At 72.8% G+C, this 19476-nt stretch carries 16 protein-coding genes and 1 tRNA gene; 6 read left to right on the top strand and 11 right to left on the bottom strand.

Annotated features, from left to right (window positions below; translation table 11 throughout):
* The first annotated feature begins 291 nt into the window (after positions 1–291).
* Positions 292–1359, top strand: coding sequence for an LLM class flavin-dependent oxidoreductase (locus tag IE206_RS32410; protein WP_189968470.1), 1068 nt, complete (start codon positions 292–294; stop codon positions 1357–1359).
* Positions 1360–1614: 255 nt separating this feature from the next.
* Here IE206_RS32410 and IE206_RS32405 read toward each other — a convergent pair whose 3' ends face one another.
* On the bottom strand, positions 1615–2163 hold the full coding sequence (locus IE206_RS32405) for an NADPH-dependent FMN reductase (RefSeq protein ID WP_189968468.1): 549 nt from the start codon (positions 2161–2163) through the stop codon (positions 1615–1617).
* Between the two features lie 269 nt (positions 2164–2432).
* Between IE206_RS32405 and IE206_RS32400 the strand changes: the two genes are divergently transcribed.
* Complete coding sequence (locus IE206_RS32400; RefSeq protein ID WP_189968466.1) at positions 2433–4127, top strand: glycosyl hydrolase family 18 protein; 1695 nt, start codon at positions 2433–2435, stop codon at positions 4125–4127.
* Positions 4128–4199: 72 nt separating this feature from the next.
* On the opposite strand, the gene IE206_RS32395 is transcribed toward IE206_RS32400, so the two are convergent.
* Complete coding sequence (locus tag IE206_RS32395; protein ID WP_226598934.1) at positions 4200–6203, bottom strand: putative bifunctional diguanylate cyclase/phosphodiesterase; 2004 nt, start codon at positions 6201–6203, stop codon at positions 4200–4202.
* A gap of 339 nt (positions 6204–6542) precedes the next feature.
* On the opposite strand from IE206_RS32395, the gene IE206_RS32390 reads away from it, so the two are divergent.
* Complete coding sequence (locus tag IE206_RS32390; RefSeq protein WP_189968464.1) at positions 6543–7814, top strand: M6 family metalloprotease domain-containing protein; 1272 nt, start codon at positions 6543–6545, stop codon at positions 7812–7814.
* A 96-nt stretch (positions 7815–7910) separates the two neighbouring features.
* On the opposite strand, the gene IE206_RS32385 is transcribed toward IE206_RS32390, so the two are convergent.
* The 7 genes from IE206_RS32385 to IE206_RS32355 all read right to left on the bottom strand — a co-directional run bounded on the left by IE206_RS32385 (position 7911) and on the right by IE206_RS32355 (position 14284).
* Positions 7911–7984, bottom strand: a tRNA-Lys gene (locus IE206_RS32385).
* On the bottom strand, positions 7975–8697 hold the full coding sequence (locus IE206_RS32380) for a bifunctional DNA primase/polymerase (protein WP_189968462.1): 723 nt from the start codon (positions 8695–8697) through the stop codon (positions 7975–7977). Before IE206_RS32380 ends, IE206_RS32385 begins: the two co-directional genes overlap by 10 nt.
* Positions 8698–8941: 244 nt before the next feature.
* On the bottom strand, positions 8942–9289 hold the full coding sequence (locus IE206_RS32375) for a DUF8844 domain-containing protein (RefSeq protein ID WP_189968460.1): 348 nt from the start codon (positions 9287–9289) through the stop codon (positions 8942–8944).
* Positions 9290–9410: 121 nt separating this feature from the next.
* Complete coding sequence (locus IE206_RS32370) at positions 9411–10751, bottom strand: AAA domain-containing protein (protein ID WP_189968458.1); 1341 nt, start codon at positions 10749–10751, stop codon at positions 9411–9413.
* Entirely contained in the window at positions 10748–12337 is a 1590-nt protein-coding gene (locus IE206_RS32365) for an amino acid adenylation domain-containing protein (RefSeq protein WP_189968456.1), read from the bottom strand. The genes IE206_RS32370 and IE206_RS32365 overlap by 4 nt, the downstream gene beginning before the upstream one ends.
* Positions 12328–13476, bottom strand: a complete 1149-nt coding sequence (locus IE206_RS32360; RefSeq protein ID WP_226598933.1) for a hypothetical protein — start codon at positions 13474–13476, stop codon at positions 12328–12330. The genes IE206_RS32365 and IE206_RS32360 overlap by 10 nt, the downstream gene beginning before the upstream one ends.
* Positions 13397–14284 (bottom strand): phosphatase PAP2 family protein, encoded by an 888-nt coding sequence (locus IE206_RS32355; protein WP_189968454.1) that lies wholly within the window; start codon positions 14282–14284, stop codon positions 13397–13399. The genes IE206_RS32360 and IE206_RS32355 overlap by 80 nt, the downstream gene beginning before the upstream one ends.
* A 217-nt stretch (positions 14285–14501) precedes the next feature.
* Here IE206_RS32355 and IE206_RS32350 point away from each other — a divergent pair, with 217 nt between their 5' ends.
* Positions 14502–15107 (top strand): histidine phosphatase family protein, encoded by a 606-nt coding sequence (locus IE206_RS32350; protein ID WP_189968452.1) that lies wholly within the window; start codon positions 14502–14504, stop codon positions 15105–15107.
* Between the two features lie 676 nt (positions 15108–15783).
* Here the strand turns inward: IE206_RS32350 and IE206_RS32345 are convergent.
* A complete protein-coding gene (locus IE206_RS32345) occupies positions 15784–17235 on the bottom strand; it encodes an NsdA family TPR-like regulatory protein (protein WP_226598932.1) in 1452 nt (483 codons plus the stop codon).
* Positions 17236–17465: 230 nt separating this feature from the next.
* On the opposite strand from IE206_RS32345, the gene IE206_RS32340 reads away from it, so the two are divergent.
* Positions 17466–17945 carry a hypothetical protein gene (locus IE206_RS32340; protein ID WP_373301020.1) on the top strand — a complete coding sequence of 160 codons (480 nt, stop codon included), beginning with the start codon at positions 17466–17468 and terminating at the stop codon, positions 17943–17945.
* 68 nt (positions 17946–18013) lie between these two features.
* On the top strand, positions 18014–18871 hold the full coding sequence (locus IE206_RS32335) for a spermidine synthase (RefSeq protein WP_189968450.1): 858 nt from the start codon (positions 18014–18016) through the stop codon (positions 18869–18871).
* 4 nt (positions 18872–18875) lie between these two features.
* Here the strand turns inward: IE206_RS32335 and IE206_RS32330 are convergent, their stop codons facing one another.
* Positions 18876–19433, bottom strand: a complete 558-nt coding sequence (locus IE206_RS32330; protein WP_189968448.1) for a hypothetical protein — start codon at positions 19431–19433, stop codon at positions 18876–18878.
* Positions 19434–19476: the final 43 nt, after the last annotated feature.

The following is a 19476-nucleotide window of genomic DNA, read 5'->3' as shown; positions in this document are numbered from 1 at the left end:
CGGCCCCGGAGGCCGGAAGCTCCGTTGCGGAGCCAACGAAAACGGTAATGGGGGGGGCACGGCGCCGCGATCGTCTGGGCGGGGTCGGCCTCAGCCCTGCCCAGGGGCAGTTCCCCGCACCTCTACAAAAGGGATCGGGTCGCCCGAGCCGGGAAGGGGCAGCCCCGCAGGGTGAGGGGGTTCGGCTCGGCGGGGCTGGCGACGTATGGGCGGGAATAAAGCGGAGCCTCCCTCCTGTTTGCCCTGCGTACGCAGAACGCGTACGACCGACAAGGCTGGAGGCGCGGACCGGTGGACGTGGATGCGATTCGAGGGACGGCGGCCGGAACCGCCCCCGTACCCCTGTCCGTACTCGACCTGGTGACCGTCGGCAACGGTTACACCGCGAACCGTGCCCTGCGCACCAGCGTGGAGATCTCGCAGCTCGCCGAGCGGCGCGGCTTCCACCGGCACTGGGTCGCCGAGCACCACTCCATGCCGGGTGTCGCCTCGTCCGCGCCGGCCGTGATCCTCGCCCACCTCGCCGCCCACACCTCCCGCATCCGGCTCGGCTCGGGCGGGGTCATGCTGCCCAACCACGCCCCGCTGGTGATCGCCGAGCAGTTCGGCACGCTGGAGGCGATGGCCCCGGGCCGCATCGACCTCGGGCTCGGGCGGGCGCCCGGCACGGACGGCGCGACGGCCGCCGCGCTGCGCCGCACCGACAGGCTCAACGAGGGAGCCGAGGACTTCCCGCAGCAGCTCGCCGAGCTGACCCGCTTCCTCGACGACGACTTCCCCGACGGGCATCCGTACGCCCGCATCCACGCGGTGCCGGGTCCCGTGCAGGGCCCCTCGGCCCGCCCGCCGATCTGGCTGCTCGGCTCGTCCGGCTTCAGCGCCCGCCTGGCCGGCACGCTCGGTCTTCCCTTCGCCTTCGCGCACCACTTCTCGGCGGCGAACACCGTCCCGGCGCTGGACCTGTACCGGGATTCCTTCCGGCCGTCGGCGATTCTGGACGCGCCGTACGCCCTGATCGGCGTCTCCGCGCTCGCGGCGGACGACGAGAAGGAGGCCCGGCGCCAGACCCTGACCAATGCGCTCTCGATGGTCCGGCTGCGTACCGGCCGGCCGGGTCTCGTGCCGACCCCGGAGGAGGCCGAGTCCTACCAATTCAGCCCGCTGGAGCGGGAGTTCGTGGACAGCTGGCTGTCCAACGTGATTTCCGGGACGGCGGGGGAGGTGCGGGCGGGGCTCGACGACCTCCAGAAGCGCACCGGCGCGGATGAGCTCATGATCACGGCCAACGCGCACGGGCCTGAGGTGAGGGTGCGTTCCTACGACCTGATCGCCGATGCCTACGGGCTGCCTCAGTCTTAACCCTGCCCAGGGGCGCGGGGAACTGCGCGACCAGCTCACGACGGCCTGCGGTCGACCGAATGCGCGCGGAAGCGGGCGTTCCTCACTGGTCCTGGGGCGGGCCGGGGTCGCCTCCGCCGGTTTGCGCTTCGGCTGCGAGCCGTCCGTGGCTGGTCGCGCAGTTCCCCGCGCCCCTTAATGGCAGGGTCGATGCTCAGCCCGCCCAAAATGGGCGCCCCGAAAAGCAAGGGGCTGCGGGCTCGACTGGCCCCCAGGTCAAGCGGGTTCAGCCCCCAGCAGGGTTTCGAGCACCCCCGCCAGAGGCTTCCGCACGCCCGCCTCGGCGACCACCCCCGCCTCAGGGTCGACGGCATCCCGCGGCACCGGGACGTGGACCGCCGCCGCGTCCACGACGAGCGCGCCCGTGTAGCCCAGCACCGTACGCAGCGCCGCGTGCGCCCCCGCCGCGCCTGTCGGGGCTACCGACGCGTTGATCCAGCCCACCCGCTTGTCCGTGATCTCGACGCCGCCGACCGTCCAGTCGAGCAGGTTCTTGAAGGAGCCCGGGAGGCTCCCCGCGTACTCCGGGGTGCAGATGAGGATCGCGTCCGCCGAGGCGATCAGGGCGCGCAGCCGCACCACCTCCGCGGGGAGCGGCTCGGTGTCGTCGTCCGGGTTGAAGTGGGGGAGGGAGCCCATTCCCTCGTACGTGACGGCCTTCGCGTGGCCCTCCGCGAGTTCCGCCAATGTGCGGACCACGGCCGAGTTGGTGGAGGCGCCACGCAGGCTGCCGCTGATGAGCAAGAGGGTCGGGATTTCGGTCATGGCGCCGATCGTATGCCGGTAAAACCTGGGCCGCGGGAGGGGAGTGGTCCAGCTCCGTCCCCCGGGACCCCCGCCGCCGCGCATGGCCAGTCGTCGCCGGGCCCGGGCGGCCCAGGAGGGTTCAACTCCGGTCCTGACAAGCGCATTCGTCTCCCAATTGGTCTAGTCCTCAATTTGGTTCAGACCATTGACGTGGCCGGGATTCGATCGCTATCACTTCCTCAACCGCCGTTACCCGCACCCCGTGCCCGCAGCCCCCGGAGGCCGTCTTGCACCGCCGCAGACCCTTTGTTGCCGCCCTGAGCACCGCTGTGCTCGCCGCCGGCGCCCTGGCCGCCTTCGCGGGCCTCGGCACCGCGTCCGCCGCCCCGAGCGCGGCCGCCGCGCCCTCCACCGGCGGCGTGAAGATCGCGTACTACGACCAGTGGAGCGTGTACGGGAACGCCTTCTACCCCAAGCACCTCGACACCCGGGGCATCGCGGGCAAACTGGACGTCCTCAACTACTCGTTCGGCAACATCGACCCCACCAACCTCACCTGTTTCGAGGCGAACAAGGCGGCGGGCGACGACAACAACCCCAACGCCGGTGACGGGGCGGGCGATTCGTTCGCCGACTACCAGAAGTCGTTCTCGGCCGCCGACAGTGTCAGCGGTGTCGCCGACACCTGGAACCAGCCGATCGTGGGCGTGTTCAATCAGTTCAAGCAGCTCAAGGCCAAGTATCCCAAGCTGAAGATCAACATTTCTCTCGGTGGCTGGACGTACTCCAAGTACTTCCACGACGCGGCCCTCACCGACGCCAGCCGCAAGAAGTTCGTCTCCTCCTGCATCAACCAGTACATAGCCGGAAACCTGCCGGTCGACGGCGGGTACGGCGGCGACGGCACGGCGGCCGGGATCTTCGACGGCGTCGACATCGACTGGGAGTACCCGGGCTCGCCCGACGGCCACCTCGGCAACCACTACGGCGCCGAGGACAAGGTCAACTACACCGCCCTGCTCGCCGAGTTCCGCAAGCAGCTTGATGCGTACGGAGCCGCGCACGGCGGCAAGCACTACCTCCTGACGGCGGCGCTCCCGGCCGGCCAGGACAAGATCAAGAACATCGAGACGGACAAGATCGGCGCGTCCCTCGACTACGCCAACATCATGACGTACGACATGCACGGCGCCTGGAACGCGACCGGTCCGACGTACCACCAGTCCCCGCTGGTCTCGCCCGCGAACGACCCGACGGACGTGATCAAGCCCGGCACCCAGAAGTACTCGATCTCCAACGCGATCGACTCCTGGATCGACGGCAACGCCGCCTACGGCATCGCGGGCGGCTTCCCCGCCAACAAGATCACGCTCGGGTACGAGTTCTACTACCGCGGCTGGAAGGGCGTACCCGCCACCAACAACGGCCTCGCCCAGACCGCGACCGGCCCGTCCAACGCCCGGCCCACCAGCCAGGTCGCGGGCACCGCGCTCTACAAGGAGCTCGGCGGCATCGTCGACAACCCGGCGACCACCTTCTGGGACGCCGACGCGAAGGCCTCGTACTTCTACAAGGACGGCGAGTTCTTCACCGGCCTCGACAAGCAGTCCATCCAGGCCCGCGCCGACTACGCCCACCAGCGCGGCCTCGCCGGCGCCATGATGTACAGCCTGCTCGGCCTCGACGACAACACCACGCTGCTGGGCGAGATCGTGTCCGCGGTCGGCTCCTCCCCCTCCTCATCCCCGGACCCGACGCCGACGGCCACCGGCTCCCCGTCGCCGACCCCGACCGCCACCACCAGCCCGTCCCCGACGCCCGGCGGGTGCACCGCCGCCGCGTGGGACGGCGCCGCCACCTACACCGGCGGCAACCAGGTCTCCTACGCCGGTCACACCTGGAAGGCCCAGTGGTGGACGAAGGGCGAGCAGCCCGGCACCACCGGCCAGTGGGGCGTCTGGCAGGATCTCGGCGCCTGCTGATCACCCCCGCACACGCGGCCGCCCCACTCCTCGCCGTTCGGCGGAGCGGGGCGGCCGTCCGCGTACGGAACCTCAGACCTTCTGCGGGCTCAGCGCGACCATCTCGGCGATCCGGTCCGGCGCGACCGCCCGGGAGTAGAGCCAGCCCTGGCCCGTGTCGCAGCCGATCCGGGCGAGCCGGGAGGCCTGGTCGGCGGTCTCCACGCACTCGGCGGTGACGGTGAGCCCGAGCCGGTGGGCGAGCTGGACCATCGCCTCGACGATGGTCTCGTCGGCCGGGTTGGGGTGCGCGCCGCCCTCGTCGTACTGGAAACCGCGCACGAACGACCCGTCCAGTTTGAGGACGGAGACGGGGAGCCGGCTCAGATAGGCGAGGTTGGAGTAGCCGGTGCCGAAGTCGTCGATCGCGATGTGCACGCCCATGTCGGACAGCGCCTGAAGGGCCTGGAGCGGGCGGCCCGCCGAACCCATCACCGCGGACTCCGTCAGCTCCAGCTGGAGCAGCTGGGGCGGGAGCCCGGTCTCCGCGAGGATCTCGGCGACGTCCGCCACCAGGTCGGAGTCCCAGACCTGGCGCACCGCGACGTTGACGCTGACGAAGATGGGCGGCACGTCCGGGTGCTCGGTCTGCCAGCGACGGGCCTGCCGGCACGCGGTGCGCAGCACCCAGCGGCCGAGCTGGACGACCGAGCCGTCTTCTTCAGCAATTCCGATGAACCGATTCGGCGGCAGCATCCCGAACTGCGGGTGGTTCCAGCGCACCAGCGCCTCGACCCCGTGCACCACCCCGTCGGCCATGCCCACGAGCGGCTGGTACTCCAGCGCGAATTCCCCGCGCTCCACGGCGGGGCGGAGCGTGGAGGACAGTGCCTGCCGGGTCATGCGGTGGGCGTTGCGCTCGGGGTCGAACAGCGTCCAGCGGGCCTTGCCGTCGGCCTTCGCCCAGTACAGCGTGGTGTCGGCGGCCTGCATCAGACCGGTCGCGGTGGTGCCGGCGCTGGCCCGCTCCACCACCCCGATCGACGCCGACACCGACAGGCGCTGGCCCGCCAGGTCGAAGGGCTGCTGAAGGGCTTCGAGTACGGAGCGGGCGAGCTCGGCCAGCTGCTCCGTACCCGTGGAGTCCTCGACCAGGACGGCGAACTCGTCGCCGCCGAGCCGCGCCACCAGGTGCCCGCCGCTGCGCGCGTACCCGGACTGGTCGGCGCACTCGGTGAGGCGGGCCGCCACCGCGCTGAGCAGCCGGTCGCCGACCCGGTGGCCCAGGGTGTCGTTGACCGCCTTGAACCCGTCGAGGTCGAGGTAGCAGATCCCGATGCGGCCGGTGCCGCCGTCGTAGGTGGACGTCTCCAGCGCGGAGTTGAGGCGCTCGAAGAAGAGGGTGCGGTTGGGCAGCCGGGTCACCGGGTCGTGCATCTGGAGGTGGCGCAGGCGGGCCTGGAGCTCGCGCCGGTCGCTGATGTCCGTGATGGAGAGCAGCACGCTGGAGCTGTCGGGCACCGGCGCGACGGTGACCTCGGCCCAGAGCGAGTGCCCGTCGGGGTGTTTGAGGCGGCGGGTGCAGCGGAACCGGTTGCGGGCGCCGCGCAGGACCTCGCGGTAGGCGTGCCAGGTGCGGTTGTCGCAGGCCAGATCGACGAGGTCGGCGGCGTCCTGCTCGTGCAGCGCGGCCGGGTCGGTGCCGAGCAGTTCGGCGAGCGCGTCGTTGGCGGCGACGACGGTGCCCTCGCGGTCGACCACCGCCATCGCGAGGTGGGCGGCGTTGAAGGCGGCCCGGTAGTCGCGCAGTTCGGAGGCGCTGCGCCCGGCCGCGAGCCGGGTGGCCTGCTCGGCCCGCTCGGCCCGCAGGGCGGCCAGGAGTTCGGCGGCTTGGGCGGCGAGGGATGCCGCGCGCTCTTGTGCGGAGGAGTCCGGCGCGGGGCCGGTCTGTTCCGGCGGATGCTCGGGCGGGGGGTCTCCGGCGCGTTCCGGGGGGCGCTCGGCCAGGGCGTCTCCGAGCCGGCCGATATGACGCTCTGTGACCGGCGACCGGGTGGTCGCGGGTCCTTGACCCGGTCCTTCGGAGGTTCCGCTCACCGCTGGCTCCCGCAGTGCAATCGAGTTGTGCAGAGGTAGTACGGAGGTGCTCTGGTTCTTCGGCCGGGGTGGACGACAGCCTTGGAGGCCGGTTCCACGCAGGAAAGTGTGCCGATCATAGAGGCTGGCGCGCGGCGCGATCCAGCTTCGGCGTCGTGATCAAGGGCACCAGGAGTTCCGGACCGATCGTTGGCCGATCGTTTCTGCGCGGGTGTGGCCGGGCTCGGGCCCTCGGTGATCGGTCGTGACTTTCCGTAAGTCACCGGGGTGTCGGCCCCTTCACCTTTCTGGGGCATCAGAACAGGGCATATCCGTAGAAACCTGCACAGAGTGGATGGGATGTCCCGCATCCCGCTCCCGGAGGTCGACGTGCAGCGTCAGCAGACACCCGGGGGAGTGGAGCGTGTCCGGCTGCGCAGTGCCGCGGCGGCGCTCACCTCCCTCTCGGCGCTCGCCGCCATCTCGCTGGCGTCGGGGCCCGCTGTCGCGGCGAACACCTCGGTGCCCTGCGCCCTGCCCCGGACCAAGGCCCACCACTCGCTCGGCCTCGACACCTGGAACGCCGCCTACCCCCGACCCCTTCGCACCCTGAACGCGGTGATGATCTTCCTGTCCTTCCCGGACTCGAAGCCCGCCATTACCCCCAAGGACCTGGCCGCCGACTACTTCCCCGCCACCAGCCGCTTCTTCGACCAGGCCTCGTACGGCAAGTTCCGGCTGAACGCCGATCCGCAGCAGCACTGGGTGCGCATGCCGGCCGCGTCGACCTCGTACCGCATACAGCGCGACTGGGACCCGGACCAGCGCACCCGCTATCTGCGGGACGCGATCCACGCGGCCGATCCGACCACCGACTTCTCGAAGTACGACATCGTCTATCTGGTCGCCGACCCGGACGCGCCCGGGGTCGACTCGGACGCCACGAAAGTCGTCAACTTCGACCGGCCCGTGCGCGCGGACGGGCGGGACATCAACCGGGTCGTGACCGTCTTCGAGCACCACCCGCCGGACCGCAACGTGCTGGCCCACGAGACCGGGCACGTCTTCGATCTGCCGGATCTCTACCACCGCCCCCAGGACGGCAAGAACGGCGACTGGGACACCTATGTCGGCGACTGGGATGTGATGGGCAGTCAGTTCGGGACGGCGCCCGATCTGTTCGGCTGGCAGAAGTGGAAGCTCGGCTGGCTGGACCGGCAGGAGGTCGCCTGCGTGACGGGTGACGGCACCAGCAGGCTCACCCTGGAACCGCTCTCCGCCTCCCCGGCGAAGGCGGGCGCGGCGGGCAAGCGCCTCGCCGTGGCCCGTACCGCCGAGGACCGGGCGATCGTCATCGAGGTACGGGACTCGGGGGGCCTGGACCGGGCGAGCTGCAAACAGGGGCTGCTCGTCTACCGGGTCCAGAGCGGGTCGGCGTCGGGGGGCGGCCCGGTCGAGGTGCTCGACGCCCACCCGGGCACGGACGCGTGCTGGGAGAGGTCGGTGTACCCGCCGCTCGCGGACGCGCCGGTGGCGCTCGGCGAGACGTTCACGGTGCCCGGAGAAGGCATGAAGATCGAGGCCGAGGGCCGGACGAAATCGGGCGCCTGGACGGTCAAGATCTCGCACTGAGCGGTTCCGGCGGCGGACCGGCCGGTCCTCGCCGCGGACGCCGAGATCGCGGACACGAAGAAGCCCCCCGCTTCCGCGAGGGGCTTCTTCCGTCTGTGCGCCGCCAGGGACTCGAACCCCGGACCCGCTGATTAAGAGTCAGCTGCTCTAACCAACTGAGCTAGCGGCGCCTGCTGACGTCGTAGACATTAGCATCCTGATCGGCGCGAGGAAAAATCGATATCCGGGGAAGGTCCGAGGGCTCGTTCTTGGCCGCCCGGACACAGGCCCACAGCAGTACGTCGGGCCCCGGCAGCCAGGGTCGGCGGGTGTCGGGGGCCACCAGCCAGCGGGCCGCGCCCGCGTTCTCGCGCGGCGGACGGACCAGTGCCGGAACGGTGACGGCGTCGCCCGCGCCGTGGCACAGCAGCGGCGGGACCGGGACCCCGGCGCCGTGCCACTCCTCCCACTCCAGGAGCGAGGGCAGCCGCTGCGCCGTGCCGGGCGCGGCGAAGAGCAGCATGCGCCCGCGGTGGATCGCGACCGGCCCGGAGCCGGGCCCCTCGGCCCACAGCCGGTCGAGCATGCGGCGCCCGAAGATCGAGGGAACGTTCACCACGTCGAAGACCGTGCCGCAGGGCAGCACACCGGGCGCGGTCGGCCGGGCCTCCCAGAGGGAGAGGGTGCTGCGTGCATGGGTGGCGGCCGACGACAGCCAGGCGGCGCCCGCCGCGGTCACCTCGCCGACCTGCTGGCCGTCCTCGTCGCGCAGCGCCTGGAAGATGTCGTACGCGTCCTCGCCCCCGGCCGCGCCACCGCGCCCGCCGACCGCTGTGAGCGGGCCGCCGCCCGTCCTGGTCTCCCGGACGCCGCTGCCGCTGCCCCTGCCGTTGTCGCTGCTCATGTCTCTACGTCTACCGGCTGGACAAGTTCCGGTTCGGTGAGTTGTCGGAAACCGGGACAGGGCGGGGCGGGAGGGGGTATCTTGCGCCCCGGCATATGCCCGGGGCGCGTGGCCGGAGTGGTGCGCGGGGTGGTGCGTGGGGCGCAGGTGGCCGGGGAGGCCTAGGGCGGACGCACCAGGCCCCCGCTCACCAGCATCGAAGAGCTGAGCCGCACTGCGGACGACCAGATCCGCCGGACAGACCCTAGGGGAGCTCTCCCGCGCGCATCAGATCGCGGCCGAACTCGATCATCTTCTTCGCGTAGTCCTCGGTCCACTGGGCCCGTTCCGCCACGTCGGCGGGGGTGAGCCGGTCGAAGCGGCGCGGGTCGGCGAGCTGGGCCGCCGCGATCGCCTGGAACTCGACCGCCCGGTCCGCCGCCGCCCGGAAGGCGAGGGCCAGCTCGGTCGAGCGCATCAGGAGCGCCCGGGGGTCCTCGATGGACTCCAGGTCGAAGAAGTGCTCCGGGTCGGCGGTGGCCTCGGAAGGCTCGAAGAGCAGCGGCGCGGGCCTGAGCCGCTGCCGCTCCTCGTTCCGCTCGTGCTCCGGCATGTCTGTCCTCCCAGGGGCAAGGTCGACGCTCAGGGTCCGGGCGCCCGGGCCACCGTCCATTCTCCCGCGCGTACGCAAGGGGGCGTCCACGGGGCCGCGTCCGGGGGCGGGCCGCCCCGGCTCAGGGCTGCCAAACCACCCGGTGTTCCGCGAGATGCGACAGCACCGCGTGGTTCGCCTCCCAGCCGTCCGGAAACTTCACCGTCACTCCCAGCTGGACCGGTTCCGTCGACGGGTGGTCGTCCAGGAGGTCCGTCACGCCCGCGCGGCACACCACGATGCAGGCATGCCGGTGGCGGGAGGCAAGGACGCACAGGCGGCCCGTCTCCAGGTGGAAGGCCGTCGCGTCCGGGCGGCCCGAGAGCGGGTGCAGGACGACCGTCACGTCGAACTCCCTGCCCTGGAGCCGGTTCGCGGTGTCGACGGCCACCCCCGTCACGCCGAGCTCCGCGAGCGCCGCCCGGACCGCGGCGGCCTGGTCGCGGTGCGCGGTGCCGACCGCGATCCGGGCCGCCGTCAGCGGGACCGGCTCCGGCGAGCGCTCGCTGGTCGCCGCGCCGCCCCGGTCCAGGAGGCGGCGTACGACCCGGGCGACGGCGCGGACCGCCTCCGGGTCGGTGCGCGGGGTGTGCCGGGCCGGCAGTTCGAGCAGGGCCCAGCCCGACTCGGCCGCCTCGTCCAGGGCGCGGTCCGGCGCCGAGCCGTCCGAGGCGACGCCGAAGGCGAGCCGCCGGTCGCCGTGATCCGTGCCGCTGCGGAACGGCGTGAACGGATAGAACGCGTCCGAGACCAGCGGCGCCGCCGACGCCGGCAGCCGCCAGGAGACGGGCAGCCGGTGCTGGGGCAGCTCCGGGTTGTGCGCGAGCAGCGTCGAGACCGCGCTCGCCGACGGGTCGTACGAGAGCCCCGCCCACTGCTCGGCGTCGGCGATCGCGAACGGGTCGAGCTGCCCCGGATCGCCCACGAACAGCGCCCGCTCGAAGAGCCCAGCGACCGCGAGCAGCGCGTCGGAGCGCATCTGGTACGCCTCGTCCACGATCGCGTGCCGCCAGGGCCCTCCCGTGTCGGTGGACTTGACGTGCGCCCACTTCGCGGCCGTCGAGATCACCACGTCCAGGCCCGCGAGATCGCCCGCCTTCGACGACTTCCGTACGTTGTCCAGGTCGTCCAGGGCCTTGTCGTACGGGTCGCTGTCGTTGCTGTGCAGGCGGCCGACCGGCAGGTCCGGGGCCTTCTCGGCGAGGCGTACCACCAGGTCGTCGACCTGCGAGTTGGTCTGGGCGACCACCATCAACGGGCGCCCCGCGGCGGCCAGTTCGAGCGCGGCGCGCACGACGAGCGTGGACTTGCCGGCGCCCGGAGGCGAGTCGACGACGACGCCGCGGGAGACGCCGTGCAGGGTGTCGGCGAGGATCGCGTCGGTGGCCCCGGCCGCGGCCGCGCCCGGATCGAAGGCGGTCACAGAAGGTCCTCGGGGGTCAGCGGGTCGGGCTGCTCGGCGGTGCCGGAGCCGGGCGGGCCGCCATGGGTCCACGGCGTTGCCTCGGGGTCGGGCAGCTTGGGGGCGCCGCGCTGCTCGTGCTCGAACAGCGTCCAGCAGATCCGGTCGCCCTTGTCGGGGACGGAGCCGGGCGCCGGGTCCTTGGCGCGCCCCATCTTGTCCAGGATCCGCAGGACGAGGGCGCCTTCCGGTTCGTACGTCACGAACTCGGCCTTCTGCGGCTTGCCGTCCAGGGTGCGGTAGACCTTCGTGCCCTCGGCGAGGTGCGGAGCGTCGTCCGTGCGCAGGGTGACGAGGGGGCGGGGGCTCGGGCGCTTGGACTCCGTCCACGCCGGGGTCACCTCCACGACCTCGCCCGCGAACGCCTCGCCCGCGAGCCTGCGGCCCGCCATCACGAGCGGGTCGTCGAGCGCCTCGCCCGCCTCAAGCTCGGCCTGCGCGCGCTCGCGCCGCAGCAGCTTGGTGGCGGCCGTCACCGCGTCGTCGCGGCGCGGCTGGGGCGGCTCACCCGCGGCGATGCGGTCCCGGTGGCCGGTGAACGACCAGCGGTCGCTCGTCCAGCGCGCGGCGGCCCGCTCCCCCTCGGGGAGCTCCCGCAGCAGGTCGAGAGCGCGCCACACGGCCGTCCAGGTGGGCATGAGCTGAGCCGCGAGCAAACGCCTTATCTCGCGTTCCGCGATGGTCAGTTGGACGAGCCGTTCGTCCGCCGCGAGCCCGTCCTCGGCCGTCTGCAAGGCCTGGCGGGCCCGGTCGTAGCGCTCCACGGCCGGGGCGAGCAGGCGGTTGTCGAACGCCGGGTCGGTGGCCGGACCGGCCGGCGGGCACAGCAACTGGCCGTCCGCGCCCCGCGCCAGCTCGGCCCGCAGCGCCGCCTCCGCGCCGGACTCGCCCTCGGGCGGGTCGATCCAGGCGAGCAGCGCGCCCAGGTGCTGGTCCTCCAGGCTGGACTGGCCACTCGCCCAGTGCCGGTTCAGGAGGTCGGTCGCGGCGAGCAGCAGCGCGGCCCCGGGTGTGCGGGCGCGCTCGGCGTAGTGCGTGAACCAGCGGCCGAGCAGCGGGACCCGGGGCGGCGCCGGATAGGGCGCGTCCGGGTCCTGCTCGGCGGTGCGGCGGAACCGCATCGAGCGGCCGAGGAGGCGTACGAAGTCGATACCGGCCCGGCCGGGCACGATCAACTGCGGCGCGTCCGCGCACAGTTCGGCCTCGACCTTGGTCTTCTTGCCGGTCTCCGGATCCGTCTCGGAGCGCTCGGCCGGCTCGACGTCGTCGGCGTACGCGTCCAGGTACGGCAGTACGGCCTCGGCGAGGTCGGCCAGGAACGTGAAGCGCAGGTCGCGGTCGCGCGGCTGGGGCACCACGAGCAGCGTCGGGGCCGCGCGGTCGCTGCCGACGAGCGCGCCGAGCGGGGCGCCCGCCTCGCCCGCCGTGGTGAGCGGCACGAAGACGAGGGGCCGCTCGGACAGATGGCGGTGGCGGACGGTGGTCAGCGGCTGCGCGCGGCCGGACTCGACGGCTTCCAGGCGGGCCAGGGTGGAGATCAGCGACACGGGACGCCCGCCTCCGCGCGCAGGGCGGCCGCGCGGCGCACCGCGGCCACCGTCGGATCGGCGGGGTCGCCCGACTCGCCGCGCGCGGCCGCGAGGACCTCGCCGATCGTCGTCAGCCCGCCGAGCTCACCCCGCATCGCACGGCCGAGCGCGGTCACCGCACCCTCCTCGCGGGCCCGGCCCCGGCAGTGGAAGGCCAGCTCGCAGGCGGCCAGGCACTCCGGCGCGTACACCGCGGGAACCGCCTCGACGGCCGAGGCCAGGGACTCGCCGGACTGGCCGTCGAGGTCGAAGGTGATGCCGGGCGGCAGGCCGTCCGCGATGTCCTCGATCCGGGCCAGGCGCGTCAACTGCCGCCGGGTGACGGACAATTGCTTGCGTACGTCGATGACCGAGGCGGTCGGCAGGTTCGAGAAGTCCTTGGGGCAGACGAGCAGCACCGAATGGTCCACCGAGGCGCCGTCGGTGAGCGAGGCGACCCGCTCCAGGGCGAGCACGTACACCGCGGACTGGCGGGCGGCTGCGCCCACCTTCGACGGGTCGGCGGCCGCGTCGATCATGGGGAAGGACTTGATCTCGACGACCGTCCAGCGGCCGTCGGGGTGCACCACCACCGCGTCCGGCTCCAGGTAGGCGGGGGAGCCCGCTACTTCCAGGGCCAGCATCGGGTGGTCGAGCAGCGCCCAGGAGCCGGCCGCGGTGGCCTCGCGCAGGGCGAGCGCGGTGCGGGCCGCGCGGCCCTCGGGGCCGGCCGCCGCGAGATCGGGAGCCGTGGCGTCGCCGGGAGGCTCGGAGCCCGCGCCCATCCGCTCGTGCAGCAGGCGGAGCAGCTCGGTGCCGCCGTCGCCCTTCACCTTCGCCTCGAAGGCGTTGCCGCGCATGAACGCGAACTGGGACTGGCCGAACGCGGCCGACGGCGAGCCGATCGCCTCGGCGAGCGCGCCCTTGTCCACCCCGGCGCCGTCCAGGAGCGCGCGTCTGCGGCAGCCCGGGTTCGCGGCGAGGGCCGCGAGCGCCCGTGCGTCCAGCGGCCGGGCCACGGTGGCCGGGCCGCGCAGCTCAGCGAGCCTTCGACGGAGTGCTGTCGCCGGCTTCTGCGGGGGTGTCGGAGGACGTCCGCTGCCCAGGGATTCGCTCACCCACGGAAGTCTCGCATCCGGCACTGACAATCGAGGCGCCCGTGGCGGAAGAGGCGGGCGCGAAGCGGGTTCGTACGCGCTCCGCGAGGCGCAGTACGGGCCTGGAGAGCCACAGGCCGAGGCCCATCACGGCGACGCCCGCGACGGCGTCGAGCAGATAGTGGTTGGCCGTGCCCATCACCACGAACGTAATGGTCAGCGGGTATGCGACGGCGGCGGTCTTCGTTATTCGGCTGCCGCCGAACTTCCACAGCATCACCCCGCACCACAGCGCCCACCCCACGTGCAGGCTCGGCATCGCGGCGAACTGGTTGGTCATGCCGCCCAGCCCCCGGGGCGCGCTCGCCTCGCCGCCCCACCAGCCGTACGAGCCGTACTGGGCCATCGTGTCGGTGAAGCCCTGCACCGCCGGGAGCAGCCGGGGCGGGCAGGTCGGCAGGAACGTGAAGCCGATCAGGCCGAGCAGGGTGGAGGTCATCAGCCAGCCCCGGGCGGCCCGGTACTGGGTGGGGCGGCGGCGGAACAGCCAGATCAGGATGGCCGGCGTGACCAGGTAGTGCAGCGAGGCATAGATGAAGTCGGCGGGTATGCCGATCGCCGGGGTGTGCGTGAACAGCCTGTTCAGCGGGTGCTCGGCATTGAGGCTGAGAGCCTTCTCGATGCGCAGGATGGACAGGCCGTGCTCGACGGCCCGCGCCTCGTCGCCCCGTACGATCAGTCGTCCCAGGGAGTAGGCCGCGTACACGATCGCGATCAGCGGGAGTTCGGTCCACCAGCGCGGTCGCGTGGCTTGCTGCGGCGGCTGCATCCGGCGGGTTCCTCCAACTGGTACTCGGGTCGCCCGCTGGGGGCCTCCGGGTTTTTGGCGTGCGTTCAACCGTACGGTGTAAGTGATCGCCCTCACGCAGCACCCCGGTGTTCCCGGTCAGACGTCAAGATCCGGCGCGAGGTTGCTTCGCCGGGTGCGCGATGATGGTGACCGAAACTTTTCGGAACATTTCGTACGGGATCGGGAGAGAACACTCATGCCAGCCGCCGCACCGCGCATCCTGCTGGCCCGGCACGGGCAGACCGAGTGGTCGCTCGCGGGCAAGCACACCGGCCGGACCGACATCCCCCTCCTGGAGGAGGGCCGGCGCGGCGCGAAGCTGCTCGGCGAGCGGCTGCACCGGGAGCCCTGGGGCGGGCTGCCCGGCGTCGAGGTCCGCACCAGCCCGCTCGTGCGGGCGTCCGAGACGTGCGAGCTCGCCGGGTTCGGGGAGCGGGCCGAGCCGTGGGACGCGCTCATGGAGTACGACTACGGGGCGTACGAGGGCATGGCGCCGCCCGAGATCCAGGCGCTGCGGCCGGGCTGGTTCATCTGGCGGGACGGGGTGCCGGACGGGGAGACCCTGGCGCAGGTCTCCGCGCGGGCGGACGAGGTCGTGGCCTGGGCGCGCTCTGCCGGGCGGGACGTGCTGGTCTTCGCCCACGGGCACATTCTGCGGTCCATCGCGGCGCGGTGGCTGGGCGAGGACATCTCCTTCGCGGCCCGGATCCGCCTCGACCCGACGTCGCTGTCGGTGCTGGGGTGGGCGTACGGCGACCCGGCGGTCGAGCGGTGGAACGACACGGGGCACCTTGAGCGGTGAGCTGACCGGGTACGGGGCGGGCACAGCCGCCCGGGGCTCCGCCCCGGACCCCGGGGGCTTTCCCGCCCGCTCGCCCGTGCAGGGTGGGATGGATCGGCTCCTGGTGGCTGCGCCCCCAGACCCCCTTGCGGGGGCTCTGCCCCCTGCACCCCCGGGAAGTTCGCCCACCGCCCGCCCGGGACGGGGGTGGGACGACCTAACCCCTTGAGGCCGCGCCCCAGACCCCCGAGCCCTTGCCCCCCCGCCCGTTGCTCCGCGTTGGATGGGCTGGGCCCCTGGGCCTGCGCCCCGGACCCGCTGGTGGCTGCGCCCCGGACCCCCTGCGGGGACTTCGTCCCCTGCACCCCTGCTTCGGGGGCTCTGCCCCTGGACCCCGTATCGCGCCTGAACGGCGCTCGTCCTCAAACTCCCCCAGGATCGATGCTGCCAGGGGCGCGGGGAACTGCGCGACCAGCCACGTACGGTCCGCAGTTGAAGTCCGGCTCCGGAGGGGGCCGAGGGGGCAGCGGCCCCGGGAAGCGGATCTCAGCCCATTCCCACCCCCGGAGGGTCTGGGGAAGGGGCGGGGTGGGGCCTCCGGGGGCTGGGGCGGAGCCCCAGCGCATTCCGCCGGGGCCGCACCCCCGGGAGCCGCGCGGTGGCGCCGCCGGGAAGGGGCTGTGTAGGGGGCGACCCCCTACACAGCCACCGCCGCCCGGCGTTCCAGGAACGCTGCCACCTCCGGGGACGCCCGGTGCGGGGCCAGGATTCGGGACGTGTCCGCCAGCATCGCCTGGATCCGGGTGGACTGGACCTGGTTCAGAAGGTCCAGGACCTGCTGCCCCGCCGCCGCGGATTCGGCGGGCGCGCCCGCCCGCGCGAGATCGTCGGCGAGCTCGGCCCGGTACAGCGCGAGGTTCCGGGTGAAGTGGGGGTCCTGGACGGTGGCCGCGCGGTGGGCGTGCCGGGCCGCCCGGGACCAGTCGCCGAGCGCGGACCAGCACTGCGCCTGGAGCATCTCCAGCTCGGCCTCCACGAAGAAGGTCATCCACTCCGGGTCGGCGGGCGAGGTGCCCCGCGCGAAGTGGGAGTGGGCGCGTTTCAGGGACTCCTCGCACGCCGAGCGGTCGCCGAGCCCCGCCCAGCCCCCGGCCTCGCGCAGCGCGAGCAGGGAGAGCAGCCGGGGCGAGCCGAGCGGGTGCGCCGCGCGCTCGCCCGCCTGCGCCGCCCGCATCGCCTCGCGCGGCCGGCCCATGTCCCGGGCCAGGAACGACATGTTGCAGAACGCGTGCGCCTCAAGACCGGCGTCGCCCGCGAGCCGGGCCGTCGCGAGAGCCTCCGCGTAGTGTGAGCGGGCTTCGCCGAAGCGGCCCGAGTCGTGCGCCAACCAGCCGACGGAGATGGCCAGTTCACCCGCGCCCGTGTGCAGCCGCTCCTGCGTGGAGCGCCGCGCCGCGCTCGCGTCGAGCAGGGCGTACGCGGTGCGCAGCGGCTGGGCGGCCCGCTGGTAGAGCCCGTCCGCGCCGTGCCGGTCGTCGAGCAGTCTGATCCGGCGCACCGCCTCCTCGACGGCGCTCACCTCGGCCTCGCCGACGCGCTGGACGGGATGGGCGGATGCCGGGCCGAGGCCCAGCGAGACGGCCGCCACTGTGGCGGTGGAGCCCGTCATGAATGCGCGACGCAGCACGTCGCTCTCCTCGTGGTTCTGGTGAATGTGGTGGTTGTCCGACGATGGGCCGACGCGTTGGCCGGGCGGATCGTCGCGTGGATGGTCGGGACGGGGCGTGATGTGGAGCAGGGGCGCGGCGGAAAGTGGGCGCGCCCCCCGGCCTCGTACCGTCTCCCTCGCCGAGAACCCCAAGTCGGCCAGGGTCAAACCCGGGAACATGTGCCGGAAGACCCTTTCGTACGCGTAATTGGGACAGCGGATCTCGCCGTTCTCCACGCGTCCGATGTAGCGGGCGTCGCAGGCGACCTGCTCGCCGATCTCGCGGGCGGCCCGGCGGACCGCGGCCGCGAACTCGCCCGGCGAACGGGCGCCCCTCAACTGCCGGAAGGCCACGTTGGGTTCCCGCGTGAGCCGGCGCGGCGTCTGCGGAGTCCGCGCGTTCACCCGGGGGTCGTCGTGGGGATCTGGTGACGGCGCCATGGCTCGACAGCTCTCTCTGGCGGGGTGGTGCGGAGCAAGAACGTACCTGCTGTGACGAGTCGTTCACGCTGTGTTTGGCTACAAACCGGATATCTCACCCGCGATCCGCCATGAACTGCCATCCTTTGCGGCGGCACGTCGCCGTTCCCCTTGACGCGCAAGGGCGTTGAACCATGTGGAGAGCGCCAACACCGCAGAGACGCGGAGGGCTTGCCTTGTTGGAGGACTGCGTGAACACCGACACCGACATCGACTTCACAGGCTCCGGTACGCAGACGACGGCCCGGCATCCGCATTCACCGCAGGCGGCCGCCCCGCCGGTCCTCGCGCGCGCCGCCGAGGAGCCCTGCGACCTGGTCACCGTGCCCGCCCGGCAGGGCCTTGAGGCCGTCGACATCATCCGCCGCGGCTCCGCCCCGGCCGCCGTCGGCCCCGTTCTGCACGACGGGACCTGCGACACCCTCGGCTTCCTCGTCCCGTCCGGCACCGCCGCCGCCTGGGACGTGCCGGGCAGCGCCTGTACGGAGACCAATGGGCGCGGCCTGCGCATCGAGGGCCTGCCCGTCGCGCCCCCCGTCACCGGCTCGGGCTGGCTGCTCCCCCCGAACACCACCGAGGTCACCGACCCGGGCCTCCTTCGCGAGGCCCTCGGCGAGGCGGCCCGGATGATCGAGGCCGCCGACGGGATCAGCGAGGGCGGGGGCCGCTGAGCACGGCTGCCGAGCGCCGCCACGGGTGCGGGCGGGCGGCACCCGCCCGGCCGGTCGATAATGGCCGGATGGCGAAAAGCAGCAGGCGGCGCGGGCCCGAGCCCGTCGTCGAGACGGTGGACGGCGGCCTCGCCGAGCTCATACCCGACCGGGACCGGACCGGCGGGTGGACGCTGCTGCTCGACGGGGCGCCCCAGTCGCACGTCGACCTCGACGCCCCGGACCGGCTGACCTTCGAGTACCAGCGCCGCCTCGGCCACGTCATCGACCTCGCGGCCCCGCCCGGCCAGGCCCTGAACGTCCTGCACCTCGGCGGCGGCGCCTTCACCCTGGCCCGCTACATCGCGGCCACCCGGCCCCGCTCCACCCAGCAGATAGTCGAGCTCGACGCCGCGCTCGTCCAGCTCGTACGCCGTGAGCTGCCGCTCGACCCCGGGGCCCGGATCCGGGTACGGGGAGGGGATGCCCGTGCCGGGCTCGGCAAGCTGCCCGACGGCTGGGCCGACCTCGTCATCGCGGACGTCTTCAGCGGGGCCCGCACCCCGGCCCATCTGACCAGCACCGAGTTCCTCGCCGACGTACGCAGAGTGCTCAGGCCGGGCGGTACCTACGCCGCGAATCTCGCCGACGGGCCGCCGCTCGCGCATCTGCGGGGCCAGATCGCCACGGCCGCCGGGGTCTTCCCCGAGCTCGCGCTCGCCGCCGATCCGACGGTGCTGCGCGGCAAGCGGTTCGGGAACGCGGTGCTCGTCTGCTCGGCCGTGCCGCTGCCGCTGGCCGAGCTGACCCGGCGCATCGCGGGCGACCCGCACCCCGGCCGCGTCCAGCACGGACGCGAGCTGGCCGACTTCACGGGCGGGGCCGTCGCGGTGAGCGACGCGAGCGCGAAGCCCTCGCCGGCGCCGCCGGCCGGGGCGTTCCGCTGAGCGGTCAGGTGTTGTTGATCTCCACCGAGGGCGGATGGCCGTTCCAGGTGCAGAACACCGAGACCGTCTCACTGCCCCGGGTGAAGGTGACCCGTATCCACTCCGTCTGGATCCAGCGCTCCATCTGCCAGCCCGATGCGGGCGTCGCCGAGACCAGCTGGGCCGAGGTGTCGCCGAGGTCGAAGACGACCCGGCCGCCCGAGACGTTGTAGCCCTGCACTGCCCCGGAATTGGCCGCATCGCCCGAACTCCCGGACGGTGACGGCGGCTTGACGCCGGACGGCGATCGACTGCCCGACGGCTTCCCGCTCCCGGCGGCGTCCTTCGACGGCTTCGGGGAGGGAGAGGACGACGGAGAAGGCGTGGTCCCCTTGGGGCGTTCGGTGGACGAGGCGTCCGGCTTCGAGCCCTGCGTGATGTGCGCCTCGCCACTGATCGGCAGGGCGCGGGGCGGGTCGTACACCGTGCCCGCGAGCACCGTATGGACGCCCCACCAGGAGAGCGTGACCGCCGCTCCGGTAGCGAGCGACCACGCCAAACCGTGTACGAGTCCTCTGTGCATCCGGGCCATACTGCACCACGAGCCCCACCCGTGTCCCGCCGCC

The organism is Streptomyces violascens (assembly GCF_014649955.1).
Lineage (GTDB): Bacteria > Actinomycetota > Actinomycetes > Streptomycetales > Streptomycetaceae > Streptomyces > Streptomyces violascens.
Note: the sequence above shows the minus strand (reverse complement) of the source record. Positions and strands in the feature narration are given on the sequence as shown.